This window comes from Nonomuraea sp. NPDC049714 (assembly GCF_044465295.1).
Lineage (GTDB): Bacteria > Actinomycetota > Actinomycetes > Streptosporangiales > Streptosporangiaceae > Nonomuraea.
Window position 1 is genome coordinate 177,172 of sequence record NZ_JBITLM010000010.1, and the last position, 19,046, is coordinate 196,217.

Here is a 19,046-nt window from a genome sequence, read left to right on the forward strand (position 1 = left end):
CAGACAAGAGCGCAGCCAAGAGCAGAGCGGGTCAGAGGAGTGGGTCAGGCGGTCGGCTTAGGACGTTGCTGGAGGAGGGTGGCGATCTCGGTGAGCTCTGGCCAGTCGGCCGTGCCCGTGACCACCACGGTCACGTCCGGCAGCGGGAGGACCAGGGTGCGCTGGTTCTTGTCCTCGCGGAAGCGCCGCTCCCAGGACCGGCCGTTGATCTGCTCGGTGCCGACGATCTTGTCGGAGTTGGCCATGCGGTTGGCGAACCCGGCAGGGGGCTTCTCGTCGCTCTGGATGATCATGGCGTGCTCCCGCTCGCCGGTGGCGTAGCCGAGGTGGAGGACCTGGGCGCCGTTCTCCCCGGTGGCGATCTTGTTGCTGTTGGGGACCCAGCCCTCGGGGTCCTTGGTGGGAGCCCACACCTGGTACGGCACCGTACGGCTGAAGTTGGCGACCGTGATGGAGTAGTCCAGCTTGGGGATGTGCTCCCCGCTGCTCTGCGGCGTCACGAGCAGGAAGAGTCCGGCCGCCCCGAGACAGACGAACAGGGCTACCGCGTAGCCGTAGAAACCTTCGGTGAACCGTCGCACATTTGGCGAGGTTACCCGCTGGAGGGGCCGGTCGCCGAAGCGGCCGGCCGGATCTGCCCGATGATGGTGAGCACGTCCTCGGCCAGTTCGCGGTCGCCCGATTGGACGATCTCGGTGACGGCGGCGGCCAGGGCGCCGGTGACGACCACGACCAGGGCGTTCTCGCCGTCGTCGAAGAGTGTGGCGTTGCGTCGGGCCCAGGTGCGCAGGCGGTTGCGCATGACCACCTCGAAGCCGGGCGGGCCGTCGCCGCGCAGGAACAGCGCGGCGAGCTCGCGTTCGGCGAGGCAGCCTTCGAGGTACGCGCGGGCCGCGCTGATGAAGACCCGCATGGGGTCGGTCTCGCCGGAGCCGCGGGCCTCGCGGGCGGCCTGCTTGGTACGCTCCGTCTGCCGGGCCTGGAACTCCTCGAACAGGGTGAGGTAGAGGTCGGCCTTGCCCGCGAAGTGGTGGTAGAGGCTGCCGACGCTGGCGTCGGCCTTGGCCACCACCTCCGTCACGCCCGCCTCGGCGAATCCCCTGACGACGAAGACGTCCCTGGCGGCCTTGAGGAGCGCCGTGCGGGTGGCCGCTCCGCGCTCGGATGTACGCGCTGCCACCGGCTGTTCCACATCGCTGCTCATGGGTGGCACATTATCCTCCGCTGACCGGGGATACAGGGACAACTACGATCGAGGTAGTCGTTCCTAGGAGGCCTCTCATCATGTCCGATCAGACGTCCGTACCTGCCGCGCTGGCCACGGGCGAGCGCGCCCCCGACCGAAACCTCGCCCTTGAGCTCGTACGGGTCACGGAGGCGGCGGCCATGGCGGCGGCCCGCTGGGTGGGACGAGGCGACAAGAACGGCGCCGACGGCGCGGCCGTGAACGCGATGCGCCAGTTGATCAACACCGTGTCCATGAACGGTGTGGTGGTCATCGGGGAGGGCGAGAAGGACCACGCCCCGATGCTCTACAACGGGGAGCGGGTCGGCGACGGCAGCGGCCCCGAGTGCGACGTGGCGGTGGACCCGATCGACGGCACCCGGCTGACCGCGCTCGGCATGCCCGACGCGGTCTCGGTGATCGCGTTGAGCGAGCGCGGGTCGATGTACGACCCGTCGGCGGTGTTCTACATGGAGAAGCTGGTCACCGGGCCGGAAGCGGCCGACGTGGTGGACATCGAGGCGCCCGTCAAGGCGAACATCGCCGCCGTCGCCAAGGCCAAGCACTGCTCGCCCTCCGACGTCACGGTGGTCGTGCTCGACCGGCCGAGGCACGAGCGGCTGGTCAAGGAGATCAGGGAGAGCGGCGCGCGGATCAAGTTCATCACCGACGGCGACGTGGCGGGCGCCATCATGGCGGCGCGTGGCGGCACCGGCATCGACCTGATGCTCGGCATCGGCGGCACGCCTGAGGGCATCATCGCGGCCTGCGCGCTCAAGTGCCTGGGCGGCGTCATCCAGGGCAAGCTGTGGCCGCTGGACGAGGCCGAGCGCCAGAAGGCCATCGCGGCCGGGCATGACCTGGACCAGGTGCTGACCACGGACGACCTGGTCAGGTCCGACGACGTGTTCTTCGCGGCGACGGGCATCACCCAGGGCGAGCTGATGGACGGCGTCCGCTACCGGGGTGGCGTGGCGATGACGCAGTCGCTGGTGATGCGCGGGCGGTCTGGAACGATCCGCAAGGTCGAGAGCGAGCACCAGCTGTGGAAGCTGCGCGCCTACAGCGCGATCAACTTCGACACCGCCGGCTGAGGATCATCGCCCGGCTGAGGACCACTGTCCGGCTGAGGACCACTGTCCGGCTGAGGACCACCGTCCGGCTGAAGATCACCGTCCGGCTCGGAGTCAGCGGCGGCTGAGGGTCAGCGGCGGCGCTTGCGGCGGGGCGGCTCCTTGACCTTGACCTCGCCGAGGAAGTTGCTGGTGCGCACCTCGACCACGGGCGAGTCCGGCTCGCTCGGCCGCTTGGTGAGGCGGACGGTCTTCTCCTTGGTGACGCGGATGACCTCGAGCCCCTCGGGGACGTGGATCTCCAGCCCGCCGAAGACCAGGGTGGCGTTGATGACGATGCGCCGGTTCTGCAGGATCGCGTCGCGCAGGTCGAGCTTGGTGGTGCCGAACATGGCGGTCACGCTCAACTCGGCCGGCACCACCCAGCGACCGCCGCGCTGCTCCTTCTTGAAGATCGCCGAGACCGGCCTGCCGTCCAGGTTGAGCGGCTGCTCCTCGGGCGGCAGCAGGTCGGCGGTCACCTGGGCGAGCTCGCCGAGCGTGCGGGCGGCGTACACCGTCGTGAGCCGTTCTTCGAGCTCGTCCAGCATGAGGCGGCCGTCGGCGTGGGCGTCCTGGAGCACCTGGGCGACGCGTTCGCGGTCGGCGTCGGAGGCGCGCAGTTCGTGCGGCTGGGGTGAGGTTTCATCCGGCGCGCCGCGGCGGGCCGAGGTCCACTCCTCCGCCAGCCGTTCCCCGACTTCCTGCAGGCGCGGCAACCAGGATCCAGGGCGTTCGTTCACAGTTCAGACCATATCCCGCCAGAATCCGGAGCGCTCCCCCTGAAGAGGCACATCATCGGATCCGGGCGACGAGGGCGGCGACGTCCTCGGCCAGTTTCTCGTCGACCTCGGCGTGGCGGTTGAGCAGGCGGTACCACATGACGCCGAAGGCGATGTCCACCGCGAGCTCGGGGTCCACGCCGGCGGGCAGCGCACCACGTTCGAGTACGACGCGCAGGGCGCGGCGGCGTGGGCCGATGAGCTTGGCGTCCAGCTCGGCGGCGAAGCGCGGATCGCTCTGGGCGTCGGCCATGAGCCCGACGACCACCCGCCCGGCGAGGCCGTGGGCGACCGCGAACGTCTCGCTCAGGAAGACCACCAGGTCCCGCTGCGGGTCGCCGCTCTCCGGCGGCATCGGCAGCCGCCGGCCGACCACCTCGGTCAGGGCTTCGAGCAGCAGCTCGGCCTTGGTCTGCCACCATCGGTAGAGCGTCTGGCGCCCGGTGCCCGCCGCCTCGGCGATGCCCTTGAGCGTGACGGCGGCGTACCCGTCGCGCTCGCACAGCTCCAACGCGGCCCGCAGGATCGCCTGCCTGGCCACCTCGCTCCGCGGTCTGCCTGCCATCAGCCGATTTTACAAGACACCATGCCTCGTTTACTGAAAGCCGGAATCCGTCGGGGTTTCCGGCTGTTGAAGCCGACAAAGAGAGGGGTGGTCGTGCATCGGGCGGCACGTTGGGGTCTGGGCGGAGTGGGCGCCGGCGCCACCTTGATCCTCGGACTGGACCTGGCCGCCCTCGGCGAGCTGGATCCGCTGAGGGGCACCATCAGCGAGCACGGCCTGCGGGAGTACGGGTGGGTCTTCGGGCTGGGCATCGCCCTGCTCGCGGCCGGGTCGGCGGCCATCGGCATCTCGCTGGCGCGCAGGCGGATGGCGGGGACCGCCGGCACACTGGCGCTGATGGCATGGAGCGCCGGGCTGCTCGTGATCGCCTGTTTCCCCAAGCATGACTGGTCCGTGGGGCCCAGCCTCAGCGGCAGCATCCACCGGGCGGGCAGCGTCGTCGCCTTCCTCAGCCTCCCGCTGGCCGCGCTGATCATCGCCAGGCCGTGGCGGCGCGCGGAGCGGGGTGCGGCGTCGCTGACGGCCTTCGTCTTCGGGCTGCTCTCGGTGCTGTTCGTGCTGAGCATGGCCGCGGTGATGGCCATCGGCGCGCAGAGCGGGCTGCCGTGGTGGCGGGTGATGCCGATCGGCCTGGTCGAGCGCGGCCTGGCGGTGATCGAGGTGGCGGCGCTGACGGCGCTCGGCGTGTGGGCCGCGGGGCAGCGGCTCGCCGGGGCACGCGTACCGGCCGAGAACGGCCAACCACTGGTGGAGCGCTCGACAGCCAGTTAACCTGACCCCGCCTCACGTTTGATTTCCCCCCGGTCAGGGAGGCCACTGTGCCGTCCACGCGTGATCGCCAGGCCCGCCATGCGACGTTCGTCGTCTTCGCGGTGCAGGGACTGTCCTTCGCCACACTCCTCACCCAGGTCGCCCACCTTCAGGACAAACACCAGCTCAGCACCGGGGCGCTCACCGCGCTCCTGCTCATCGTGCCGCTCTTCGCCGGGGTCGGCAGCGTGGCCGCCGGCTCGATCGCCGCCCGCCTGGGCAGCAAGACGCTGCTGCGGCTGGCCCAGCCCACGGTCGCCGTCGCCGTCGTGCTCGCCGGTCTGGCCCCGAACGTGCTGTTACTCGTGCCTGCGCTGCTGCTGTTCGGGCTGGGCGTCGGCGCGGTGGACGCGGGCATGAACATGCAGGGCGTCGCGGTCGAGCGCAGGTACGGACGGGCGGTGCTGAACGGCTTCCACTGCCTGTGGAGCGTGTTCAGCCTGGCCGGGGCGCTCTGGGTGGCGGCCGTCGGTGACGGCCTGCCGCTGGAGGCCGTCATGGCGATCCCGATGGCCGTGGCCGTGGCGGGCTCCCTGTACGCCGGGCCGCAGCTGTGCACGACGGCGGAGGAGAAGGCCGAGACCCAGGCCGGAGCCGCCGTCGGCCGGTTCCCCTGGCGGCCGATCATCCCGCTCTGCCTGGCGATGGGCTTCCTGTACGTCGGGGACGCGGCGGTCTCCAATTTCAGCACGGTCTTCATGCAGGACGTCCTGGCGGCGGACGCGCGGGTGATCCCGCTGGCCTACGCCGCCTACCAGGCGACGACGCTGCTCGTGCGGCTCGGCGGGGACGTGGCGGTCAGGAGGTACGGCCCGGCCACCGTCGTCCGGCTCGGCGGCGCCATCGCCACGCTCGGCTTCCTCGGCATCGTCGCCGCTCCCAGCCAGCCGCTGGCCATCGTGGCGTTCGGGCTGACGGGCGTGGGCCTGGCGGTGGTGGCGCCGCAGTCGTTCTCCGCTGCAGGACGGCTGGATCCGGCGGGCACCGGCGTGGCCATCGCCAGGGTCAACCTGTTCAACTACGTCGGCTTCATCGTCGGCTCCGGCCTGGTGGGCGCGCTCGCCGACGTCGGTGACATGCGGCTCGGTTTCGTCGCGCCGCTGGTGCTGGCCGCCGCGATCGTGGTGCTGGCCAGGGGCTTCGAGCCCGCGCTCAAGACCCGGGCCTAGCCGCCCCGGGCGAGCGCCGCGCGGCGGTCAGGTCTCGGTGTCCCGGACCTCCGCGACCTGCACGGGGCGACCCTCGCGGCGTGACAGCTCGGCCGCCTCGGCGACGTAGAGCGCGGCCAGCGCGTCCTCGATCGAGCACAGGCCGTCCGCGCCGCGCAGGAAGGCGTCGAGCTCGGCCGCGTACGCGTCGGCGAACCGGGCGACGAAGTCCGGCCACGGCTCCCCGGGTGGCTGCAGGCCCTCGGTCGTGGACAGCGGGGCGCGCGGGCCGAGGCCGACGGCCCTGGTGGCCTGGGTGCCCGCCAGTTCCATGCGGACGTCGTACCCCGCGCCGTTGTAACGCGAGCCCTGCACGGTGGCGAGCGTGCCGTCGTCGAGCGTCAGCAGTGCGGCGCTGGTGTCGACGTCGCCGGCCTCGCCGAAGAAGGCGGCGCCCCGGTTCGCGCCGGTCGCGTAGACGGAGACCACCTCGCGGCCCGTCACCCAGCGCAGGATGTCGAAGTCGTGGATGTGGCAGTCGCGGAAGATGCCGCCGGACAGCGGGATGTAGGCGGCGGGCGGCGGCGACGGGTCGGCGGTGATCAGGTGCACGCGGTGCAGCTCTCCCAGCTCACCGGCGCGCAGGGCCTCGGCGGCGGCCACGTAACCGGCGTCGAACCGGCGCTGGAAGCCGATCTGCACCCGGTTGCCCCGTGCGGCCTCCAGCACCTCGATCGTCTCCTTGACGCCGCCGGCCACCGGCTTCTCGCAGAAGGCCGGGATGCCGCGCCGGCACGCCTCGACGAGGAGCTCGGCGTGGGTGCTGGTCGGGGTGGCGATCACCACGGCGTCCGCCTGGAAGGGATCACCGGGACGGCCGTGCGGCGAGGTGCGCACCGGATCGGCCACGATCAGCTCGTCCACCAGCGGATGCGCGGCGAGCGTCGCGGCGTGGAACGCCCCGATCCGGCCCAGACCCATCAACCCCACACGCATGACCCCTCCAAGGCTTTTAAAGCATATTTTGTCCAGACATTCTGTCTTTTAAGCCTTGTACGGCTTCCGCAGCCTTGCGTGCGGGCAGCCGGGCGAAGCCGACCACGACGGCGGGCGGTCCGGCGGCCGAGCGCATGATGCCGACGGGCTCGGCGGACAGGCCCAGCTCCAGGGCGGCCGCCGCCGTCCGGCCCTCGTCCCAGCCGTCCGGCAGGTCGAGGTAGACGTGCAGCCCGGCCTCGATGCCGCGCACCCGTACCTCGGGCAACTGCTCGGCCAGCGCCCCGACCAGCGCGTCCCGGCGCCGGTGATACTCCCTGCGCATGCGCCGCAGGTGCTTGTCGTAGCCGCCGGTGCGCAGGAAGTGGGCCAGCGCGTACTGCTCGACCACCGGGGAGCCCAGGTCCAGCTCGCCCCGCGCCCGCCGGACGTCCTCGGCCAGGGACGCGGGAGCGACCACCCAGCCCAGCCGGAGGCCGGGGGCGAGCGCCTTGCTGACGCTGCCGGACAGGATCACCCGGTCCGGCGCCAGCCCCTGCAGGCAGCCGACCGGGTCGCGGTCGAAGCGGAACTCGGCGTCGTAGTCGTCCTCCAGGATCGTCCGGTCGCCCTGACGGGCCCATTCCATGAGCGCGGCCCGGCGGGCCGGTGACAGCACCACGCCCGTCGGGTACTGGTGGGCCGGGGTGAGCAGGACCGCGTCGGCCGGCGGCAGCTTCGCCACGTCCAGCCCCTGGCCGTCCACCGGGACCGGGAACAGGTCCGCGCCCGCCCGGCGGAGCAGGGGCTCCTGGCGGTGGCTCGTGGGGTCCTCCACGGCCAGCCGCACCCGCCGGTCACGGGCCAGCACGCGCAGGATCAGGCTGAGGCCCTGGGCGACGCCACCGACGATCACCACGTTCTCCGGCCGGACGTCGGCCGCCCGCACCCGCCTGAGGTATCCGGCCAGCTCCTCGCGCAGCTCCGGCACGCCGCCGGGGTCGCCGTAGTCGAGGGCGTCGCCCGGCATGGTGGTCAGGACGTGCTTGACCGAGGCCAGCCAGCGCTGCCTCGGGAAGTGGCCGAGGTCGGGCGAGGTGGCCCGGTGCCCGTAGAAGGGGGCGCGCGGCTCCTCGCCGGTCGCCGGCGGCCGGGAGCGCGGGGCGGTGACGGGGGCCACCTGGGTGCCGGAGCCCACGCGGGAGATGAGGAAGCCCTCGGCGACCAGCTGCTCGTACGCCTCCACCACCACGCCCCGGGAGACCTGGAGGTCGGCGGCGAGGTCACGGCTGGCGGGCAGGCGGGTGCCGGGGGCCAGCCGGCCCTGCCGGATGGAGGCGCGCAGCTCGGACGCGACCTGTCCGGCCATTCCACCTTTTTCGCGATTTATCGCTATATGGAGGTCGGCCACATTGGTCCTTTTTCATCGTCGGCCATTGGACTGTTTAGGGGGACCATTGTCTCCCTAGCATCCGACACATGAGAAACGGAGTCGCCGGAGCCGCCACCGCCATGTTCAGCGTCGGGACGCTGGCCGGGGTGTCCGCCCTGGTCAAGGACTATCCCGTGTACGGCGGCCAGGCGGTGCGCTACCTGCTGGCCGCCGTCGTCCTGCTCGCCGTGACCAGGGCGCTCGGGCTGCGCTTCGTCCGCCTGACACCGCGTGAGTGGCTGCTGCTCGGCGGCCTCGCCCTGACCGGCCTGGCCATCTTCAACGTCTGCGTGGTCGAGTCCGCCCGCGCCTCCGGCCCGGCGCTGGTGGGCACCGTGCTCGGCGCCGTCCCGCTCGCCCTGGCCCTGGCGGGCGACCGCCCGGCGCCCCGCCTGCTCGCCGGCGCCACCGTGGTGGTCGCGGGCGCGACGCTGGCCGCCGGGCTGGGCAGCGGCAACCTGGCCGGCCTGCTGTGGGCGCTCGGCGCGTTCGTCGGCGAGATCTCCTTCTCCCTCATGGCCCTTCCCCTGCTGCCCAAGCTGGGCGCGATCAGGGTGTCCACCTACTCCACCGTCCTGGCCGCGCCCATCCTGGCCGCCGTCGGACTGGTCCGGGAGGGCGCCGGCATGCTGCGGGTGCCGACGCTCGCGGAGTCGCTGGGCTTCGCCTATCTCGCGGTCGTGGTGACCGTGGGGGCGTTCCTGCTCTGGTACACCTCGCTGCCGAAGCTCGGCCCCGGCCGCGCGGGCCTGTTCGCCGGGCTCATCCCGGTCGGCGCCATCGTCACCGGCCTGGTCCTCGGCCTCGCCATCCCGTCCGCCTACGACCTGCTGGGCGCCGGCCTGGTGATCGCCGGCATCCTCGTGGGACTCAGCGCGCGGGCTCCGGGCCTTCCCGGGCCTGGCCGTGAAGAATCATCCCCCACGGCGGGAGAGCCGCGCCGGGAGCGTAAGGTTTCCTCGCGATCGAAAGGATGACTATGGCCGACTTCGACTACACCGACCTGCTGCCCTTGGGCGCCGATGACACGGAATATCGGTTGATCACAGCGGAGGGGGTGCGGACGGTCGAAGCGGCGGGGCGCACCTTCCTGGAGGTGGAGCCGGAGGCGCTGCGGCAGCTCACCGAGGCCGCGATCCACGACATCTCCCACTTCCTGCGCCCGTCACACCTGGCCCAGCTCCGCAAGATCATCGATGACCCCGAGTCCAGCGGCAACGACCGGTTCGTCGCCCTCGACCTGCTCAAGAACGCCTCCATCTCGGCGGGCGGCGTGCTGCCCATGTGCCAGGACACCGGCACCGCGATCGTCATGGGCAAGCGCGGCCGGCACGTGCTCACCGACGGCCGCGACGCCGAGCACGTCTCACGCGGCGTCTACGACGCCTACACCAAGCTCAACCTGCGCTACTCGCAGATGGCCCCGCTGACCATGTGGGAGGAGAAGAACACCGGCAGCAACCTCCCCGCCCAGATCGAGCTGTACGCCGAGGACCCGCACGGTCACCCGGACGAGTACAAACTGCTCTTCATGGCCAAGGGCGGCGGCTCGGCCAACAAGTCGTTCCTGTACCAGGAGACCAAGGCCGTGCTCAACGAGAAGCGGATGATGGCCTTCCTGGAGGAGAAGATCCGCTCGCTCGGCACGGCCGCCTGCCCGCCGTACCATCTCGCCGTGGTCGTGGGCGGCACGTCGGCGGAGTACGCGCTCAAGACGGCCAAGTACGCCAGCGCCCGCTACCTCGACTCGATCCCCACCGAGGGCTCGGCGTCCGGGCACGGCTTCCGTGACGTGGAGCTGGAGGCCAAGGTCTTCGAGCTGACGCAGAAGCTCGGCATCGGCGCCCAGTTCGGCGGCAAGTACTTCTGCCACGACGTGCGCGTCGTCCGGCTGCCCCGGCACGGCGCCTCCTGCCCGGTGGCCATCGCCGTCTCCTGCTCGGCCGACCGCCAGGCGCTCGCCAAGATCACGCCGGAGGGCGTCTTCCTGGAGAAGCTGGAGACCGACCCGGCGCGCTTCCTGCCCGAGACCACCGACGAGCACCTGTCGGACGACGTCGTCTCCATCGACCTCAACCGGCCGATGCCGGAGATCCTCGCCGAGCTGTCGAAGTATCCGGTCAAGACGCGGCTGTCGCTGACCGGGCCGCTGGTGGTGGCGCGTGACATCGCGCACGCCAAGATCGGCGAGCTGCTCGACGCGGGCGGCGAGATGCCGCAGTACCTCAAGGACCACGCCGTCTACTACGCGGGCCCGGCCAAGACGCCCGAGGGCTACGCCTCCGGCTCGTTCGGGCCGACGACCGCGGGCCGGATGGACTCCTACGTCGAGCGCTTCCAGGCGGCCGGCGGCTCCAAGGTGATGCTGGCCAAGGGCAACAGGTCCCAGCAGGTCACCGACGCCTGCCGGCAGCACGGCGGCTTCTACCTCGGGTCCATCGGCGGCCCGGCGGCCCGGCTGGCGCAGGACTGCATCAAGAAGGTCGAGGTGCTCGAATACCCCGAGCTGGGGATGGAGGCGGTGTGGAAGATCGAGGTGGTCGACTTCCCCGCGTTCATCGTCGTCGACGACAAGGGCGAGGACTTCTTCACCGACAGCACCGGGCCGGTGCTGTCGATCGGGCGGCGCTGACCGCCGGACGCCGTGGGGCGCCGGGCAGGATCGCCCGCCGGGCGGTCCGCCTCGGCGCCGGGCGCGGTGGCCCGGCCGCTCAGGCGGCCACCGACACCCGGTGCGGCGCGACGATCCGGCCGTCGGGAAGGAGCAGACCGGTGTCCTCGAACAGGACCACGCCGTTGCACAGCAGGCTCCAGCCCTGGTCGGGGTGGGCGCGGATCACGTGCGCGGCCTCACGGTCGAGCGAGTCGGCACTGGGACATTCGGGGTGGTGACTGCACATCGTGCACCTCTCAGATGGCGCTCCTGGAATTGATCTTAGTAGGGCAGCTGGCGCCCTGACGGCGTGCGAAGGTCCAGCATGGTCGCGCGCGGCCTGCGGGACCGGCGGCGAACCTGTATCTGGCGCATCTTCATCACGTCCTTGACGTATTCCGTTGCTGTCCGACCTCGGGTTATGTCCTCATTCTGACGACCGACACCGACACTTTCGGCCACTTCATGAGGATTCCTTCCCGATGGATCCACCATGCCTTCGCTCTCTTACCACAGCCTTACAACTTGCTGACGGCCATCAGAGTTCCTTTCTGCAAGCCGGCGCTCGACTTTCCGGCCGCAGGGGTACGGTGCGTCCACGACCACGCTGCGCCATGACATGTCACCCTGGGATCGCTGACGTGAGAAGTCAGACCAGTTGACTTCGATTCGCAACAAATTATCGGCCCTGCCTCTACTGGTCGGTTTACACGAATAGGTAAGCTGCCAGGCATGCGTGCGCCCTCCGGTTACCTTCTCGCCGCGCGCTACCGGCTGGTGGAGCCGGTCGGACGCGGCGGCATGGGCACCGTTTGGCGGGCACATGACGAGCTGCTCAACCGAGAGGTGGCCGTCAAGGAGGTCCGGCTGCCGACCGTCCTCGACGAGGAGCTGCGCGCCGAGTTGTGTGCCCGCACCGAGCGGGAGGGCAGGGCGACCGCGATGGTCGCGCACCCCTCCGTGATCACCGTCTTCGACGTGGTCACCGAGGACGACCGGCCGTGGATCGTGATGGAGCTGCTCCGCGCCAAGTCCCTGGAGCAGCTCATCCAGGAGGAGGGACCGCTCCACCCGCGCCGGGCCGCGGAGATCGGCCGCCAGATTCTGGGCGCGCTGCGCGCCGTCCACGCCAAGGGCATCCTGCACCGCGACGTCAAGCCCAGCAACGTGCTGGTGACCGAGGACCGCGCGGTCCTCACCGACTTCGGCCTCGCCGCGCTCGAAGGTGACGTCTCCATCACTCAGGCGGGCATCGTGCTGGGGTCCGCCGGTTACATCGCTCCAGAGCGGGTGCTCGGCTCGAAGGCCAGTCCCGCCGGTGACCTGTGGTCGCTCGGCGCGACCCTCTACACCGCCGTCGAGGGCAGAGGCCTGCACGGACGTCGTACGGCGGCGGCCGCGCTCGCGGCGTTGACCAGCGGCGAGCCGATCCCGATGACCAAGGCGGGGCCCATCGCTCCGGTGCTGGACGCCCTGCTGCGCATCGACCCGCAGACCCGGCTCGACTCCGTGCGCGCCTCACTGATGCTCGCCCGGGTGGCCGCGGGCGGCTCGGCGGAGGAGCCGCTGACGCCGCGCCGGCCGGAGCGCCCGGCGGTGGCGCTCGGGGGGCCGTCTTTCCCACGCAGGCCCTCGCATCGAGGGCTGCACCGGGCCGAGGCCACCGCGGCGGCGCTCAGCATGCCCGTGCAGCGGCAGGAGCGCAGGCCGGGTGAGGGCGTCCACCGGAAACGAGGCGAATCTCGACCGGCTCCGTCCGCTTATGCCCGTTTGAAAGCGACGGTGATAAAGTTGTTCCTTCCTCGGCGGTTCTGGCCAAGAGAACTTCGCAAGCGAGGGTAAAGCACTTCCCAACCGAGAATCGATATCTTCTTCTCATGCCGGAACACCAGACACGCCTGCTCGCGGAGCGCTACGAGCTCATCTCGCCCCTGGGCCGGGGCACCATGGGCACCGTGTGGCGAGCCCGCGACCGCGCCCTCGGGCGCGAGGTGGCGGTCAAGGAAATCCGCCAGGACCCCGGGCTGACCGAGCAGCAGCGCGCTGAGCTGCGCGAACGCATGGTCCGCGAAGGACGCCTCGCCGCGCGCATCAGCCACGCCGCCGTCGCCGCCATCCACGACGTGCTCATCCAGGACAACAGCCCATGGATCATCATGGAGCTCATCGAGGCCCGCTCGCTGGAGCAGGTGATCGACGAGGAGGGCCCGTTGCCGCCTCGGCTGGTGGCGGAGATCGGCGTCGACCTGCTCGGCGCGTTGCGCGCCGCGCACGCCCAGGGCATCACCCACCGTGACGTCAAACCCGGCAACGTGCTCATCACCGAGACCGGCCGGGTGGTGCTCACCGACTTCGGCATCGCCAAGGCCGAGGGCGACCCCCGGCTCACCAAGACCGGCATGGTCATCGGCTCCCCCGGCTACACCGCCCCCGAGCGGGCCAGGGGCGAGTACACCGGGCCCGAGTCCGACATCTGGTCCCTCGGGGCCACCCTCTACTTCGCCGTCGAGGGGCGGCCCGCCTACGAGCGCTCCACGATCGCCGAGACCCTCGCGGCGCTGCTGAGTGAGAGCGCCGACGTGCCCACCCAGGCGGGCCAGTTGCGGCCGGTGCTCGACGGACTGCTGAACAAGAACTACAAGAAGCGGCTCAACGCCGCCACGGCGGAGACCATGCTCAGGATGGTCGCGGACACGCCTACCAGCGAGATGCCGGTGATCACGGCTGAGGCCTTGACCGACCAGGAGAGCCTTATGCCGAAGCCGCCCGCCAACCCTCCGGTAGCCGCCCCCGGCGCGCCAGGCCGGCCGACGGGCGGACCAGGGCAGCCGGGGGGTCCTCCCGGCGCCTCCGGACAGGGCCGCCCGCCGGCCGGCGCCCCCGGACGGGCCGGAGGCCCGCCTCCCCTCGGCGCTCCAGGACAGGCCGGAGGTCCTCCTGGCGGCGCTCCGGGACAGGCCGGGAGCTCTCCTGCCGGCGCTCCGGGACAGGCCGGGGGTCCTCCTGGCGGCGCTCCGGGGCAAGGTGGTCGTCCCGCAGCCGGTGCGCCGGGACAGGGCCGCCCTCCCGTCGGTGCGCCGGGACAGGCCGGTGCTGCCGGTGCTGCCGGTCAGCAGCCGCCCGGGTGGCCGCAGCAGGGGCTGTCAGGGCCGCCGGTCCAAGGTACGGGCCCCGCACCGCGCCAGCAGCCCGTGGACCCCGAGCGAACCGTCAGCCTGATGCGCCCGAAGTCCCCGCTCCCCCAGACACCTCCCCACGACGCCCCCCAGCAGGGCGCCCCGCCGCAGGGCCCGCCCCCGCAGCGGCCGGGCGACGACAGCGCCATGTCCGCCACCCGCGTCCACCCGTCCAGGCCGCAGAACGGCTCCCCCGGCCTCCAGGTCTATCCGCCCGCCCAGCACCCCGGGCAGCAGGGCCGCCAGCCCGGCTCGATGCCCTACCAGGGCGGACAGCAGCCCTTCCCGCAGGGACAGCAGCCTCCGCTGGGCCCGCCGCCTGAGCGGCCCGACTCGCAGGGCCTGGGCACCGATCTGTTCTCCATCGCGAGCCAGCCCGAGCAGCAGTCGAACGGCAGCCGCAACGGGATGCTGATCCTCATGGCCGTGGCCGCCTCGGCCGCCGTGGTGATCGCCATCCTGATCGTGGCGCTCCTCTCAAGCTGACAGCTCTCAAGTCTCAAGCTGGCACCGCTCAAGCTGACAGCTCAACGCGGGGCCGCTCCCGGCTGATCGGCGATGCGTGAGCCAGACTGGGAGGCATGAGCGAGTTCCGCATAGAGCATGACTCGATGGGCGAGGTGCGCGTCCCGGCCGGCGCCAGGTGGCGTGCGCAGACCCAGCGAGCGGTGGAGAACTTCCCGGTCTCGGGACGGCCGCTGGAGCCGTCCCACATCGCCGCGCTCGGCCTGGTCAAGGCGGTGGCCGCGGAGGCCAACGGCGAGCTGGGGGTGCTCGACAAGGACCTGGCCGAGGCCATCGCCCAGGCGGCGGCCGACGTGGCCGAGAACGAGCATGACGCCCACTTCCCCGTCGACGTGTTCCAGACCGGCTCGGGCACGTCGTCCAACATGAACGCCAACGAGGTCATCGCGTCCCTGGCCGAGGAGCGGCTGGGCCGCCCGGTGCACCCGAACGACCACGTGAACGCCTCCCAGTCGTCCAACGACGTCTTCCCCACCTCGATCCACGTGGCGGCGGCGACCGAGGTGAGCTACCACCTGCTGCCCTCGCTGGAGCACCTGGCGACGGCGCTGCGTACCAAAGAGCTGCAGTTCCAGGAGATGGTGAAGTCCGGCAGGACCCACCTGATGGACGCCACGCCGGTGACGCTCGGCCAGGAGTTCGGCGGCTACGCCACGCAGGTGGAGCACGGCTCGGTGCGGGTGAAGTCCGCGCTCGGGCACGTTCTGGAGCTTCCCCTGGGCGGGACGGCGGTCGGCACCGGCATCAACACCCCGCCCGGCTTCGCCGAATTGGCGATCGCCAAGCTGCGGGAGGCCACCGGGATCGGCTTCCGGGAGGCGATGGACCACTTCGAGGCGCAGAGCGCCCAGGACTCCATCGTCGAGCTCTCCGGTCAGCTCAAGGTGGTGGCCGTCTCCCTCAACAAGATCGCCAACGATCTGCGCTGGATGGGGTCGGGCCCCACGGCGGGCCTCGGCGAGATCAACCTGCCCGACCTGCAGCCGGGCTCGTCCATCATGCCCGGCAAGGTCAACCCGGTCATTCCCGAGGCCACCGCCATGGTCGCGGCCCAGGTGATCGGCAACGACGCCGCCATCACGTTCGCCGGCGCCTCGGGCAGCTTCGAGCTGAACGTCCAGCTGCCGATCATCGCCCGCAACATCCTGGAGTCCATCCGCCTGCTGGCGAACGTCTCCCGCCTGCTCGCCGACCGCTGCGTGATCGGCATCACGGCGAACAAGGACCGGATGCGCGAGTACGCCGAATCCTCCCCGTCCATCGTGACCCCGCTCAACCGGCACGTCGGATACGAGGAGGCCGCCAAGATCGCCAAGCAGGCCCTCGCCGAGCGCAAGACCATCCGCGAGGTGGTCATCGAACGCGGTCACATCAGCAAGGGCACCCTCACCGAGGAACAGCTGGACGCCCTGCTGGACGTCCTGCCGATGACCCGCCCCAGCTGAGCCCTGGTCATGCCTTCTTCGTGCCGGCGCGCTGGGTGGCGGTGATCCAGCGCGCCAGCAGTGCCGTGGCGGCGCCGGTGTCGACGGCCTCCGTCGCCTGCTTGCAGGCCTGGGCCAGGGCGGGGGTGAGCTCGTCGGCAGGCGGTGCGCCGTTGGCGGCCACCAGGGCGGCGGCGGCGTTGAGCAGCACGATGTCCCTGATCGGGCCGGTCTCGCCGGACAGGACGGCGCGGGCCACGGCGGCGTTGTGGGCGGCGTCGCCGCCGCGCAGGTCGGCCGGGTCGCAGTAGGGGATGTCGAGGTCGGCCGGGTCGAGGCGGGTGCGGGTGGCCGTGCCGCGGCGTACGACGTAGACCGTGGACGGGCCCGAGGTGGTGAGCTCGTCCAGGCCGTCGTCGCCGCGGAAGACCAGGGAGGAGGCGCCGCGTTCGGCCAGGACTCCGGCGATCACCTCCGCCATGGTCTCGTGGTAGACGCCGACCGCCTGGGCGGCGGGGAGCGCCGGGTTGGTGAGCGGGGCCAGGAAGTTGAAGACGGTGGGGATGCCGAGCTGGCGCCGGGCGCGGGAGGCGTGCTGGAGCGCCGGGTGGAAGGTGGGGGCGAAGCAGAAGGTGATGCCCACCTCCTCGGCGACCCGGGCGACGGCGGCCGGGGGCAGGTCGATGGCGACGCCCAGCTCCTCCAGGACGTCGGCGGCGCCGGTGGTGGAGGAGGCGGCCCGGCCGCCGTGCTTGACGACCTTGGCGCCGGCCGCGGCGGCGACGATGGCGGCCATGGTGGAGATGTTCACCGTGTTCGCGCGGTCTCCGCCGGTGCCGACGAGGTCCACGGTGTCGCCCGGGATCCTGATCGCGGAGGTGCCGGCGAGCAGGCCGTCGGCCAGGCCCGCGACCTCGGCGACGGTCTCGCCCTTGGCGCGCAGCGCGATGGCGAAGGCGGCGATCTGGGCGTCCGTCGCGGTGCCCGACATGATCTGGGACATGGCCCAGGCCGCCTGGACGGAGGTGAGGGGCTCGCGGTCGAGGAGGGTGGCGAGCAGGGTGGCCCAGGTGGTCGTGCCGGTCATGTGACGCCCTTTCGTGTGTCGAGTGCTCGACGGGCGTCCCTGCTGATGCCGGCGGCCGCCTCGTCGAGGCGGCCAGGATGCGTATGCGCTGGTGGGTCCGCCTAGTCGGCGGGCCACCACATGCACGGATACGCGGTCATGCCTCATACGGTATCAGCGTCAGGGAGATTCCCCCTCCGGACGGCACGCACACATGACCGACCGCCCGGTCATGTCGGCTGCGCCCATGTGTCCCGAACCGGCGAGGGCATAGGGTCGGCGAAGTGGAGGCCATGAGCACACGCTTTCTTGAACTGCTGGCCAGACAGGCCTCGGCCGTCGAGTTCGAGGGCCCGATCATCGAGGCCCGGGCCGCCGGAGCCGATCCGGCGGCCGTCGAGGAGCTCGAACGCGCCAAGGTCGAGGCGCTCAAGGTGCGGGCGCTGCTGAGGCGCAGGGCCAGGCGCGAGGCCGAGTTGTCCGCCCTCTACGACACGGTCGGCGACCTGTCGGCGCTGCGGGACGTGGACGCGGTGCTGGAGGCCATCGTGCACCGGGCCAGGCGGCTGCTCGCCGCCGACGCGGCCTACCTCACGCTGCACGACCCCGAACGCGGCGACACCTACATGCGGGTGACCGACGGCTCGATCTCGGCCAAGTTCGGGGCGCTCAGGCTCGCCATGGGCGCGGGCCTCGGCGGACTGGTCGCGCAGACCGGGGTGCCGTACACGACGGCCGAGTACTTCGACGACGCGCGCTTCCGCCGCGAGGGCGACATCGACGAGGCCGTCATCGAGGAGGGCCTGGTCGCGATCCTCGGCGTGCCGCTGCGGCTGGGCCGGCGGGTGATCGGCGTGCTGTTCGCGGCCAACCGCACCGCCAGGCCGTTCGGGCAGGAGGAGGTGTCGCTGCTGGCGAGCCTGGCGGCGCACGCGGCCGTGGCGCTCGACAACGCCAGGCTGCTGCAGGAGACCAGGAACGCGCTGGAGGAGCTCTCCGAGGCGCACCGCGCCGCCGGCCGGCACGCCGAGGCCGTGGAGCGAGCGGCGACGGCCCACGACCGGATGACCTCGCTGGTGCTGCGCGGCGGCGGCATCGAGGACGTGGCCGCCGTCGTGACGGACGTGCTCGGCGGATCGCTGGCCGTGCTCGACGCCCTCGGCCGGCCGCTCACCGGCGACGCCGGGGAACTCGACGCCGGCGTCGCCGAGGCCGCGCAGGCGTCCCGGGCGCTGGGCCGTACGGTGCGCAAAGGCGATCTGCGGATCGCGTCGGTGGACGTCGGCGGGGAGCCGCTCTGCACGCTGGTCCTGCGCAGCGACGACGCCGACGAGCGCATCCTGGAGCGGGCCGCGCTGGTGTGCGCGCTGCTGCTGCTGTTCCGCAGGAGCGTCGCGGAGGCCGAGGGACGGGTGCGCGGCGAGCTGCTCGACGACCTGATCTCCCACCCAGGCTCGCCCGGCCTGGACGAACGCGCCCGCAGGCTGGGCGTCGACCTGTCGGCGCCGCACGTCGTGGTGGTGGTCAAGCACGACGCGCAGCGCGAACGGGCCGCGTTCTGGGCCTCGTCGGAGGCGACCATCAGGCAAGGGCTGGCCGCCGGCCGGGCCGGCGAGGTGGTGCTGCTGCTGCCGGGAGCGGACGCGGGCCCGCTCGCCCAGCGCCTGGCCGCCGAGCTGAGCGCGTCCCTGCACTCCCCCGCGACGGCGGGCGCGGCGCCGGCCGGTGACGTGCCCGTCGCCGCCGCCTATCAGGAGGCGCGGCGCTGCGCGGAGGCGCTCATCGCGCTCGGCCGGGCGGGCGACGGCGCGAGCGCCGCCGAGCTGGGCTTCGTCGGGCTGCTCATCGGCGACGGCCGCGACGTGCGGGGCTTCGTCGGCTCGGTGCTCGGCCCGGTCATCGACTACGACGCCCGCCGGGGCACCGCGCTGACCGGGACGCTCGCCGCCTACTTCGGCAGCGGAGGGTCGCCGTCACGCACGGCCGAGCTCATGCACATCCACGTGAACACCGTCACTCAGCGGTTCGACAGGATCGGCAGGCTGCTCGGCGACGGCTGGCAGGAGCCGGAGCGGGCGCTGGAGATCCAGCTCGCCCTCCGCCTGCACCGGCTCGGCCACACAACCTCCGCTTAGCCTGTGGGTGACGGCACC

At 71.8% G+C, this 19,046-nt stretch carries 17 protein-coding genes; 9 read left to right on the forward strand and 8 right to left on the reverse strand.

Annotation, left to right across the window (positions count from 1 at the left end; translation table 11 throughout):
* Positions 1 to 44: 44 nt before the first annotated feature.
* Both ACIBQX_RS34070 and ACIBQX_RS34075 read right to left on the reverse strand, forming a co-directional pair.
* A complete protein-coding gene (locus ACIBQX_RS34070) occupies positions 45 to 581 on the reverse strand; it encodes a DUF4245 domain-containing protein (RefSeq protein WP_397011854.1) in 537 nt (178 codons plus the stop codon).
* 11 nt (positions 582 to 592) lie between these two features.
* The gene (locus ACIBQX_RS34075) at positions 593 to 1,204 is read right to left on the reverse strand and encodes a TetR/AcrR family transcriptional regulator (protein ID WP_397011856.1); all 612 of its coding nucleotides are present in this window, start codon (positions 1,202 to 1,204) and stop codon (positions 593 to 595) included.
* 80 nt (positions 1,205 to 1,284) lie between these two features.
* Between ACIBQX_RS34075 and glpX the strand changes: the two genes are divergently transcribed.
* A complete protein-coding gene (gene glpX, locus ACIBQX_RS34080) occupies positions 1,285 to 2,319 on the forward strand; it encodes a class II fructose-bisphosphatase (protein ID WP_397011858.1) in 1,035 nt (344 codons plus the stop codon).
* Between the two features lie 110 nt (positions 2,320 to 2,429).
* Here glpX and ACIBQX_RS34085 read toward each other — a convergent pair whose 3' ends face one another.
* On the reverse strand, positions 2,430 to 3,080 hold the full coding sequence (locus ACIBQX_RS34085; RefSeq protein WP_397011860.1) for a DUF1707 domain-containing protein: 651 nt from the start codon (positions 3,078 to 3,080) through the stop codon (positions 2,430 to 2,432).
* A gap of 52 nt (positions 3,081 to 3,132) precedes the next feature.
* Complete coding sequence (locus ACIBQX_RS34090; RefSeq protein ID WP_397011862.1) at positions 3,133 to 3,684, reverse strand: TetR/AcrR family transcriptional regulator; 552 nt, start codon at positions 3,682 to 3,684, stop codon at positions 3,133 to 3,135.
* A 93-nt stretch (positions 3,685 to 3,777) separates the two neighbouring features.
* Here ACIBQX_RS34090 and ACIBQX_RS34095 point away from each other — a divergent pair, with 93 nt between their 5' ends.
* Both ACIBQX_RS34095 and ACIBQX_RS34100 read left to right on the forward strand, forming a co-directional pair.
* On the forward strand, positions 3,778 to 4,455 hold the full coding sequence (locus ACIBQX_RS34095) for a DUF998 domain-containing protein (protein WP_397011864.1): 678 nt from the start codon (positions 3,778 to 3,780) through the stop codon (positions 4,453 to 4,455).
* A gap of 47 nt (positions 4,456 to 4,502) precedes the next feature.
* Positions 4,503 to 5,663, forward strand: a complete 1,161-nt coding sequence (locus ACIBQX_RS34100) for an MFS transporter (protein WP_397011866.1) — start codon at positions 4,503 to 4,505, stop codon at positions 5,661 to 5,663.
* A gap of 27 nt (positions 5,664 to 5,690) precedes the next feature.
* Here the strand turns inward: ACIBQX_RS34100 and ACIBQX_RS34105 are convergent, their stop codons facing one another.
* A complete protein-coding gene (locus ACIBQX_RS34105) occupies positions 5,691 to 6,638 on the reverse strand; it encodes a Gfo/Idh/MocA family oxidoreductase (RefSeq protein ID WP_397011868.1) in 948 nt (315 codons plus the stop codon).
* Positions 6,639 to 6,654: 16 nt separating this feature from the next.
* A complete protein-coding gene (locus ACIBQX_RS34110; RefSeq protein ID WP_397011870.1) occupies positions 6,655 to 7,986 on the reverse strand; it encodes a PLP-dependent aminotransferase family protein in 1,332 nt (443 codons plus the stop codon).
* 110 nt (positions 7,987 to 8,096) lie between these two features.
* Between ACIBQX_RS34110 and ACIBQX_RS34115 the strand changes: the two genes are divergently transcribed.
* Complete coding sequence (locus ACIBQX_RS34115; protein ID WP_397011872.1) at positions 8,097 to 9,026, forward strand: DMT family transporter; 930 nt, start codon at positions 8,097 to 8,099, stop codon at positions 9,024 to 9,026.
* A 2-nt stretch (positions 9,027 to 9,028) separates the two neighbouring features.
* Positions 9,029 to 10,681: a fumarate hydratase gene (locus ACIBQX_RS34120; protein WP_397011874.1), complete on the forward strand. Its 1,653-nt coding sequence runs from the start codon at positions 9,029 to 9,031 to the stop codon at positions 10,679 to 10,681.
* Positions 10,682 to 10,760: 79 nt separating this feature from the next.
* Here ACIBQX_RS34120 and ACIBQX_RS34125 read toward each other — a convergent pair whose 3' ends face one another.
* Positions 10,761 to 10,949 (reverse strand): DUF5999 family protein, encoded by a 189-nt coding sequence (locus ACIBQX_RS34125; protein ID WP_397011876.1) that lies wholly within the window; start codon positions 10,947 to 10,949, stop codon positions 10,761 to 10,763.
* Positions 10,950 to 11,434: 485 nt separating this feature from the next.
* Here ACIBQX_RS34125 and ACIBQX_RS34130 point away from each other — a divergent pair, with 485 nt between their 5' ends.
* The 3 genes from ACIBQX_RS34130 to ACIBQX_RS34140 all read left to right on the forward strand — a co-directional run bounded on the left by ACIBQX_RS34130 (position 11,435) and on the right by ACIBQX_RS34140 (position 15,848).
* On the forward strand, positions 11,435 to 12,544 hold the full coding sequence (locus tag ACIBQX_RS34130) for a serine/threonine-protein kinase (RefSeq protein WP_397011878.1): 1,110 nt from the start codon (positions 11,435 to 11,437) through the stop codon (positions 12,542 to 12,544).
* 35 nt (positions 12,545 to 12,579) lie between these two features.
* Entirely contained in the window at positions 12,580 to 14,364 is a 1,785-nt protein-coding gene (locus ACIBQX_RS34135) for a protein kinase (protein ID WP_397011880.1), read from the forward strand.
* A gap of 95 nt (positions 14,365 to 14,459) precedes the next feature.
* Positions 14,460 to 15,848 (forward strand): class II fumarate hydratase, encoded by a 1,389-nt coding sequence (locus tag ACIBQX_RS34140; protein WP_397011882.1) that lies wholly within the window; start codon positions 14,460 to 14,462, stop codon positions 15,846 to 15,848.
* A gap of 7 nt (positions 15,849 to 15,855) precedes the next feature.
* Here the strand turns inward: ACIBQX_RS34140 and trpD are convergent, their stop codons facing one another.
* Complete coding sequence (trpD, locus tag ACIBQX_RS34145; protein WP_397011884.1) at positions 15,856 to 16,914, reverse strand: anthranilate phosphoribosyltransferase; 1,059 nt, start codon at positions 16,912 to 16,914, stop codon at positions 15,856 to 15,858.
* Positions 16,915 to 17,186: 272 nt separating this feature from the next.
* On the opposite strand from trpD, the gene ACIBQX_RS34150 reads away from it, so the two are divergent.
* The gene (locus ACIBQX_RS34150; protein WP_397011886.1) at positions 17,187 to 19,028 is read left to right on the forward strand and encodes a helix-turn-helix domain-containing protein; all 1,842 of its coding nucleotides are present in this window, start codon (positions 17,187 to 17,189) and stop codon (positions 19,026 to 19,028) included.
* Positions 19,029 to 19,046 lie beyond the last annotated feature (18 nt).